Below are 8,246 nucleotides of genomic sequence, written 5' to 3'. Positions count from 1 at the left end.
AGCCCGCTGAGCTTCACATGCGCCGCCCGGTGGCACATGCCTCCGAAAAAAAGCAGCAGTGCCGTCGCCGCATAACAGGCCACGACCGGCAGCACGGAAAAGAATCGCGGCAGCCTGCCTCCCACATACCAAAGGAAGGCCATGGCGAGGAAGACACCAGCGGGAATGAGATAGAAGATCGTGAAGGTGGGCATGGGATTGTATCGGTATACAAAACGGGTGCAGAAATGGCTATTGGCGAAGAGAGAGCGCAGGATAACTTGTGTTTTATAGCTTATAGTTTATAGTAAAGTGCTTATTCTTAGCTAGGCTGTAGATCTTATTTTTCGGAATTCGACTAACAAAAATTTGGATAAATTCACAAGCTCTTGTTAAGTATCTAAAGAGTACGAATCAATTGCTGAAAAATGTATTTTTGGTTTTAGATCACGACTGGCCTAATTAGATGGGCTTCAGCCATTTGATGATGTGTGGCCTACTCTATATAGTGGCAATCGAAAGCCCGTATGCGCCTAATTTTAGGCGCTAGTAATTTTTTATTTTTTTCACCTGATATTCATAAAATAAAGCGCCCCCATGAATACCTTTGTTAGACCAAGTGCCTATAAGTTTTTTGCCATTTAACGATAATAACCAAGTGGCATATTCATCGTTAGGACTATTGTTATCCCATACTGAAACGCTCAGAGTCCCGTCGGTGTTTTCAGATGCCGTGAATTTCTGCACATTTTTCACACCATTACCCAATTCAAATTGCGATATCCCTTTAAAAAAACTATTTTTTCTTTCCAGTATATCGAACTCCGTGTTCCCAAGAATAATTCCGTTTCGGTCTCTAAATACCCCCTTCCAATGCCCACCGACAGCAAACGGATCAACAGGATTTAACTGTGCCGAGTTAGGTCCCGAAATTACGCTGGACGGTGCTGTAGCAATATTTGAGATTGTTGGTAGAGATTGCAGGCTAGAACTTGCAGTATTCGCTGGAATTGTAGATAAACGGTTAGGACTAACTGCAGGAGGGGGGGGCACGATTGCTACTGGGACAAAATAAAACGCTCCGCTCACCTTGCTGTACTCCGCCGGCTCCTGCTGATGCTGATATTTGTCACGGGCCAGTGTGGCAACCTGCTCCCGGGTCTGAATGAAGATGTCTTCAAGACGCAGCCCAGGGGTTTTCATCTTTTCGAAGAGCACGCTGCCATAGAGGCCAATTTGGCCATGGTCGTCCCAAGCTTGTTGATTGGCATCGGCGGCGTAGGCGATGAAGGTGCCCTTGGGAGCGCTCGCCGTGGGCGCGAGGCCACGGGTGCTGCCGACATTGCGGCCGCGCGTGGGTAGAGGGTTGTCGCGGCAGCAGTCGAGGATGAGGAGATTGAGGTGCGCGCTGGAGCCTTCGAGATTCGTGAGCACGCGACCGAGCGGCAGCGCCTTGTAAGCGAGCTGACTTGTGGTGGCGGGATCACTGTCCACGCCGAGGAGGTAATTCTCCCCGGCGGCCTGGATGGCATGGCCGCCGTAGAAAAACAGCGCCACCTTCGCGTCACCGAGCTTCGCGGTGAAGTCATCGACGGCCTCGATCATCTTCGCGGTCGTGGCATCCGTGACCACTGTTATGTTTCCGGCGAAACCGAGCGAAGCGAGCGTTTTCTCCGCCTCACGCGCCTCTGCCAGGGTGGTGCGCAATTCGCCGACCTTGATGTAATTTTGATTGCAGATGATGAGGGCGTGTCGTCCGCTTTCGGCTGCATGAACCAGGTTGCCACCAGACGACCAGAGGCCAAGCGCGACAAATAAAAGGTGGAAGCGTAACCAAGACTTCATGGGCGAAAATGATGGTAGAAATATTCATGCAATGTCCTTGAGCTCACTCAGCAGTCCGGCTTCGGAGTCGAGGTAGTCATGACGGGGATCAAGCGGATGAATTAGTGATGCACCGAGTCGATCTCGAAGGGATTCGGGCGGCGCCTGTCGTGTTATGAGAGACTGATGCAGGTCGCTGGCCGCTGTGAGCACATCGTCGTAGGCATCGGTGACCCACCAACTGCATCCTAACTTGGAAAGGGGGACGGCGGTGATGTTCCAGAGACAAAGCACCGTCAGGCTGGAATCACTGATGCCGGTGGCCAGCTCGGACTCGATGGCAGGCTCGGCCAGCGGGCCAAAGGGAACGGTGAGCGCGGTCTGCTCCTGCTCATCGACACTGAGGATAAGGACGTAAACGGGGCGTGACCAGCCCGGCTTCAGCGAAGGATGCAGATGGCGGATCTGGCCACGCACGATGGGCACGCGCACGCTGCGTGAGCCGCCTGCGGACACCACAAAAACGCCGTCCTCAGCGGCACGGCGGGCGTCATGGGGGATGATGGAGTCACGGAGCTTGCCGAGGAGCGCGGCGGCGACGCCATCCGTTGCACTGACGGTGTAAGTCCCAGAGTCAGCATCGGGATCAGACGGCAGTGCGGCGGGCATTTCCGGTTCGGTGGCAGCAAGCCGCGAATAGGCCTGCCAGTCGGCGGCCCAGGTTTGCAGTCGGAGTTGATCGTTCATGGAAATTCAAATGGGGTTCTTGGTTAGCGGCAGAGCTTTGCGCGTGCTGCCTCCATGGCTTTAAAGAGAGGCTGAAGTTCGTTTTCCGACGCCAATGCCTGATGTTCTTTCAGCGTGGCTTCCAACATCTGGGCAAAAGCTTCCCAGCGGTCCAGCAGCTCCGAGGCTGGCACTTTCTTCCTGTCACTGGCTTCTTCATTCAGCGCCAGACTTTCGGCCACCCCCTCGGCAAGCAGAAGCCAGAGCTCGGAACGATCCAGCAGGGCGAGCAGGCCCTGGAGGCAGAAATAAATGGCTCCTTCACGGTCATCCGCTTCGAGCTGCTGCCCGGCTGGATCAGCGCGCATCTGCTGCGCGAGGTTCTCCATGCTCTTTACGGTCCCATCGGCCAGGACGGAGTGCTTCACTCCGGCCAGTTCCGTGACGCTCTCTTCCTTCACGGAGATGATTACATTGCGCACACGGCGGATGGCGCGCAGGCAGAGGCCGATTTTAAAGGGCAGCCGGATGGGGGGGAAAAAGCTGCCGATTTGGGACTGGACGATTTTTTTCAACTCAGCACGCTCCAGTTCCGTGCCCCAGTCCGGCTCCACGGACATGAGGTAGTCGAACATCGTTTTGTCGCTCGCTTCATCATCATTGCACGCCGCCTTGTCGCCACGGCTCGTGCGCTGCCGCAGGCTTTTCTTGCCAAACTCCCCGGCGTACTGCCGTGCCGCATCCCGGATGCGCATGCGGAACTGGCTCTCCAGATAGCGGAGCTTGTAATCGAGATCCGCCCAGGTGCCCCCGCCGTTTTCGAAGACCTTGGCGAAGAGATCGTCCAGCAGCCGGTTGCCCGTGAGCGTGCGCCTTGCCACGAGGTATTGAAAGGAGTGGCCCCAGGCCTCGCGTCCCGATCTCATTCGCGGCACCTCCGCATCCGAGTAGCCGCCCTGCTCCAGGCCGCTATTAAAAGCAGCCATGGCCAGCCCCTCGAAATAAAGCTCCGCCTCACGGCCCAGGCCAGGCATCGGAGCCCCCGCCAGCCACTGCGACCAGGCTGCTTTGAGTTCCAGCCAGTAGGTGACTTTCTTGGAGAGGAGGGGGAGATCTGAGTCCATGCGCAAGCGAGACTAGTGAGGCGCCTCCGCAGAAGCAAGACCGGAAAACGGCGGATGACTTGTCTCTCTTTGGAAATCCGCCATGATGACTCCCAATCACCCCACTGCCATGTCCTTTGATGCCTCCTCTTTTTCAGGATCTGAGTCCGCTCGCCGGAAGACCTACGCCATTGTCGGGGCCGCAGTGTGTGTCCTCGTTTTAGTGATCGCCTATGCCTTCAGTGGCTCCAAGCCCGCGCCCAAAAAAGTGGTGGAGCCTGACCAGCCGCTTGCGAGCATCGACGGGCAGACACTCGTACATCTCGATCAGCCCCCCGCAGACAAGGACTGGTACGAAAACGTCCCTGCGGGCACGATAGTCGCCCAGAATCCGCAGGCTGGAGCCCATGCGAAGGATGCCCCCACGACACCGGTTTCCTCCGTTGTCATCGGAGACAACCCAGCTGCGGAACCACCAGCGGAGTCAGTGATGAAGCCGGGGGAAGCTCCTGGCCCCGGAGTTGTCGCGCAAACAGGGGCGGGCAGTGCTGCAGAACCGGTTTCTGGCGGTTCAGCGCAAGGAACCGACTCAGCGGCTGCTGTGGCCCCTCAGAGTCCGAATTCAAAACCACCTGCCTCTCCTTCTATTCCGAATGGTGCTGTGGCGACGATCCCGCCGGTCAATGCAACGACGGCGACGACTGGATCGGTGAACGCGCCTAGGGCCACTTTCCCGCCAGTCAACGCTCCTGTGGGAACAAACACACCTGTGAACGCACCTGTGGGAACGAACTCACCCACAAGCGCGCCTGTGGCGACGATTCCTCCCGTCAACGCACCCGTGGCGAAGATCGGAGCACCGGCAGCATCGCCTCCATCTTCCTCGCCTGCTAAAAAAGGCAAGAGCACCGCCTCGACACAGCGGCCCAAGTTCGTCCGCCCGACTCGGAAACAGCCCGGAATCATCGCCCGGACGAGTGAACTCGTCACCGAACCCGAGTTTCGCGAAGCTCCCAAGTCTGCCGCCGCCCAAGCGAAACCCGGGCAAGCCTCCGCGAAGCCTGCCGCCGTCGCCAAGCCTGCTCCGCCTGCCCGTGTCCGCCAGCAGGAGGCACGCACCTTTGCAGCGCAGACGACGGAGCAACTTCGCGAGCAGGGACTCATCAAGCCTGGTCAGCGCATCCGCCTCCCACGCAGCACCGAGACGCCGAACCCAACCATCTGGCGTGAAGATGACGCTCCAGTCACCCCTGAAGAGCGTCGTCCCTTTGGGCTCGTGATTGCCGAGGAGAATTCCGCCTTCACCCCTGAAGGCATTCCTTTGAGGACAGACATCCCCGCAGGTGCCTCCCCGTTGGAGAAAACCGGCGCGGACAAGCCGCTGTGGAAGCGTCCGGAGTAGTAGGCTGAGTTGCGGCAAGGACCGCACGCAGCCCAGAATCATAGGATGGGTTCAGCTCGTCTGATGACGTGGAGTATCCATCGAACTCATTTAAGCGCTGAAACGGAAAACCACAGGGCGCATTTCTTGAAGGCAGGACGCCGCGCAGCCCGCGCTGTGTGGCGACTCACCCACACTCCTCCTGCCTCATCCATGAATACGTCCTCCAGCTTCGTTTTGAATCCCTGCGGTGTGAATCAAGTGTGCATGGTCCTGCCCGACCAATTCTATTTTTACTTCATCCCCAAGTCCCGTCTGCACCTGCCCGGCCAGATGAACTGGGACAAAACGATGATGGTGCTCGGCAATCAGGCCTTCACCCTGCTGGGCGACTATCGCGCCGACTTCCAGTACGCCCTGGAACTGGGCGGCATCGTCGGCTGCATCCGCCTCTACCAGCATCTCCAGGAGCACGCCGCCTGCCCCTGGACCTCCCGCAGCGATCCCTGGGCCATCTTTGCCCAACTCACGGAGGTGCCTGCTGAGCCCGCGGCCCATCTCGAAGACGCGACGGCTGTCCGCTGCGATCACGCGGCTTTGGCGGCGTGAAGCGCGCTCATGAGAATGATCAGAAACAGAGGCATTCCCTTTCCGTTCATTCTCTATTCCTGTTGGCGGCGGCAGGCTTTGCTCAGCTAGATGAATGGTCGGGGCAGTCCTGGGTCGCGACGATCCATGCTTAAACCCTTTCTCGTCATGAGGCGTCCATGTATTTATTGCAATGTGTGAAGGCTCAACCGGCAATGTCTGGTACCACAGCAGGGCGGAAGCCTAGGTTACTGAACTTGTGGTTGGGTGCGTTTTTATTTCGGAAGGCAGCTCGGCAGTGCTCAGGTAGGCTGCGCCAAGAGCCACCACGGTTCACGCGCAGTGCTCCCGATGTGCCGAGGGGATCGGTGCCGCCGGAGAGCTTGCTGAAGCCATCCCAGGCGTCGTTACACCACTCGTAAACATTTCCATGCATATCATAGAGGCCCCAGGCATTTGCTGCGTAACGGCAGACGGCGCTGGTTTTTCGAAGAGCCGGACCTTCGGTGCCGACGGGGTAGCTGCTCTGGCAATTCGCGTCTTTCCCATGCAACGTGCGCCTGAAGTAGAAGGGCGTGCGCGTACCGGCACGGCAGGCGTACTCCCACTGCGCCTCGGTGGGCAGCGCCCACTTCCATCCTTTCGCGGGTACTCGGGAGTTGAGTCTTTGGATGAAGTCCCGCGCCCTCTCCCAACTGACGTTTTCCACAGGAAGGTGGTCGCCTTTGAAATGGCTGGTATTCCGCCCATGAGGGAAGTCCACTGTGTCTGGGTGATGATGGTGCGGGCGAGCCAAAAGGGCTGACTAATCGTGACTTTGGACGGTGCTTCATTCTCGGCGCGACCCGCCTCACTGGCCGGACTGCCCATGGTGAAGCTGCCTGCGGGGCAGTAGCAGAGGGTCAGACTGACCCCGCCGGGCAGTGTGGCGATGACTTGCTTGCCGATGGAGCCGTCATTGAGCGGGCTCGGGGCTGCGACCAGCCTCTTTGCCACACGCCTGCGGCGTTCGGCAGCGGCTACTTCTGCCTTGCGCCGTTTTTCTGCGGCGATGGAGGGAGCCGCGAGTTGCTTACACACGGCACCCGCCTTCGCCGGGCGGGCCAGTTCTTCCTTACTCAGGCAGGACTGCACCACGCGCTCCCAGTGCTCTGGCACGGGCTCGACACTGGTGATGCGCAGGAGCCGCCGCCGCTCCGAGATGCTCAGCGGCAGCATGGTCTGGATCTGGATCTCGATGCTGCCGGTGCTAAAGGGCGGCTTGCTGGTGAGCAATTCGTAAAGAGTGGCTCCGAGGGCATACACGTCATCTGCCACGGTGCGGCTGCCGAGCAGGAGATGCTGCGGGCTCATGTAGGGCGTGATGACGCCGCTCTCCTGGGTCATTCGCTTGCGGCGGGTGTGTTTACCCCGGCTCTCTGCCATGCGGCCTGCGAAGCCGAAGTCACAGATCTTCAAGACGCCCTGATCGCTGATGATGAGGTTTTGCGGCTTCAGGTCATGATGGATGATGCCTTTCCCATGCGCGTAATCGAGCGCGGCGCAGAGCTGCTTTACCCAGGGCAGGAGTTGCTCGGTGGTAAAGACACTCTTTGGCTGCTGCCGGCTCAGCTCACACAGTGGCATGCCGCGTATGTACTCCATGCTTATGGCGGCGGTGCCTTCTGCCTCAATAAGGTCGTAGATGCGAATGATGTTATCGTGGGTGAGCTCCCGGCTGAGCAGCACTTCATTGCGTAAATCGTCGATGGCATCGGTATTGTTGCAGAGGCTCACGGGGAGAAATTTGAGCGCTACTTCACGGGACTTCAGCTTCGTGTCCTCCGCCAGCCAGACGGCACCGATGTCACCTTGGCCGAGATGCTCGATCAATTTAAACCGCGCGGCGAAGAGATCGCCCGGCTGAAGGCTGCGTGCGGCGGGCAGGCCATCCCAGCTTAATGGCACGGGCTCCATCGGCAGGGTGAGGTGGAGCTGGAGGAAGTCGTTGATGGTTTTGACCTTGCCGATGTTGATCCCACTCTCCGCGAACATGGCCCCAAAAAAGGCCTTTTCCTGGATCTGCACATTCAGACTTTGCATGTCTGTGGGGCGCTCTAGGATGGGCAGGCCGGGCTGCCTGCCCGGACGTAGGCTACCATGGGCGCTGAGGCGCCCGCGTGAAGCGCTAGCGTGCAAATGCACGGTCATGGGTGAGGTGCCAGCTCGCTCGGGGTCGATCCCCACCTCGATGGGGTCACGGATTTCGAAGGCACTGAGCGGCTTCAGCAGCCGGTGCTCCGCCATGCCGCCCCTGAGCCCGGCGCAGCGAAACTCGATAACTATGTCACGTACGGGCTCCATGACAACGGAGGTGAGGGCGATCTCGAAGACGCTGGGACGCCCCTCCACCAAAGGGCGGCAGAAGCGGCAGGAGAGCTGGAGTGGTGAGGTGTCTGACATGCGCTTGGGGAAGGGAAGAAACTACTGTGCCGAGTCTTCCTTCACGGCCTGCTGATAGGCATCCAGCAGCTCCTGCAAAATATCCACGCGCTGGGCGAAGTTGATCTGGGCGGCGGAGGGCGCGCGCTCGAGGTCTTCGACGCTGACTTTCAGGCTGGAGAGCTGGCTGAGACGAGCTTTGGCGGCTTCGACGGCTTTGGCTT

At 58.7% G+C, this 8,246-nt stretch carries 8 protein-coding genes and 1 pseudogene; 2 read left to right on the top strand and 7 right to left on the bottom strand.

The window, feature by feature from the left end:
* From AC6FTP_RS24015 to AC6FTP_RS24000, 4 genes are all read right to left on the bottom strand, one after another.
* The coding region (locus tag AC6FTP_RS24015) for a hypothetical protein (RefSeq protein ID WP_497209442.1) at positions 1 to 194 on the bottom strand (194 nt) is incomplete at its 3' end.
* Between the two features lie 331 nt (positions 195 to 525).
* Entirely contained in the window at positions 526 to 1,824 is a 1,299-nt protein-coding gene (locus AC6FTP_RS24010) for a caspase family protein (RefSeq protein ID WP_497209441.1), read from the bottom strand.
* Positions 1,825 to 1,848: 24 nt separating this feature from the next.
* Positions 1,849 to 2,550, bottom strand: coding sequence for a hypothetical protein (locus tag AC6FTP_RS24005; RefSeq protein WP_497209440.1), 702 nt, complete (start codon positions 2,548 to 2,550; stop codon positions 1,849 to 1,851).
* A gap of 23 nt (positions 2,551 to 2,573) precedes the next feature.
* A complete protein-coding gene (locus AC6FTP_RS24000; RefSeq protein ID WP_497209439.1) occupies positions 2,574 to 3,653 on the bottom strand; it encodes a hypothetical protein in 1,080 nt (359 codons plus the stop codon).
* An 82-nt stretch (positions 3,654 to 3,735) separates the two neighbouring features.
* On the opposite strand from AC6FTP_RS24000, the gene AC6FTP_RS23995 reads away from it, so the two are divergent.
* Together AC6FTP_RS23995 and AC6FTP_RS23990 are read left to right on the top strand one after the other, a co-directional pair.
* The gene (locus AC6FTP_RS23995; RefSeq protein WP_497209438.1) at positions 3,736 to 5,034 is read left to right on the top strand and encodes a hypothetical protein; all 1,299 of its coding nucleotides are present in this window, start codon (positions 3,736 to 3,738) and stop codon (positions 5,032 to 5,034) included.
* A 192-nt stretch (positions 5,035 to 5,226) separates the two neighbouring features.
* The gene (locus AC6FTP_RS23990) at positions 5,227 to 5,622 is read left to right on the top strand and encodes a hypothetical protein (RefSeq protein ID WP_497209437.1); all 396 of its coding nucleotides are present in this window, start codon (positions 5,227 to 5,229) and stop codon (positions 5,620 to 5,622) included.
* Positions 5,623 to 5,806: 184 nt separating this feature from the next.
* On the opposite strand, the gene AC6FTP_RS23985 is transcribed toward AC6FTP_RS23990, so the two are convergent.
* The 3 genes and pseudogenes from AC6FTP_RS23985 to AC6FTP_RS23975 form a co-directional block, all read right to left on the bottom strand.
* Positions 5,807 to 6,310 carry a formylglycine-generating enzyme family protein gene (locus AC6FTP_RS23985; RefSeq protein ID WP_497209443.1) on the bottom strand — a complete coding sequence of 168 codons (504 nt, stop codon included), beginning with the start codon at positions 6,308 to 6,310 and terminating at the stop codon, positions 5,807 to 5,809.
* A 392-nt stretch (positions 6,311 to 6,702) separates the two neighbouring features.
* Positions 6,703 to 7,557 (bottom strand): annotated as a pseudogene (locus tag AC6FTP_RS23980) (serine/threonine protein kinase); the annotation flags it as partial.
* A gap of 507 nt (positions 7,558 to 8,064) precedes the next feature.
* The coding region (locus AC6FTP_RS23975) for a hypothetical protein (protein WP_497209436.1) at positions 8,065 to 8,246 on the bottom strand (182 nt) is incomplete at its 5' end.

It is taken from the genome of Prosthecobacter sp. (assembly GCF_044378005.1).
Taxonomy (GTDB): Bacteria; Verrucomicrobiota; Verrucomicrobiia; order Verrucomicrobiales; family Verrucomicrobiaceae; genus Prosthecobacter.
This window is presented reverse-complemented; position numbering and strand designations above follow the sequence as displayed.

Excerpts from the sequence above, each read along its gene's own strand:
- AC6FTP_RS24010 (WP_497209441.1), bottom strand. The coding sequence starts at position 1,824 with ATGAAGTCTTGGTTACGCTTCCACCTTTTATTTGTCGCGCTTGGCCTC.
- AC6FTP_RS24005 (WP_497209440.1), bottom strand. The coding sequence starts at position 2,550 with ATGAACGATCAACTCCGACTGCAAACCTGGGCCGCCGACTGGCAGGCC.
- AC6FTP_RS24000 (WP_497209439.1), bottom strand. The coding sequence starts at position 3,653 with ATGGACTCAGATCTCCCCCTCCTCTCCAAGAAAGTCACCTACTGGCTG.
- AC6FTP_RS23995 (WP_497209438.1), top strand. The coding sequence starts at position 3,736 with ATGATGACTCCCAATCACCCCACTGCCATGTCCTTTGATGCCTCCTCT.
- AC6FTP_RS23990 (WP_497209437.1), top strand. The coding sequence starts at position 5,227 with ATGAATACGTCCTCCAGCTTCGTTTTGAATCCCTGCGGTGTGAATCAA.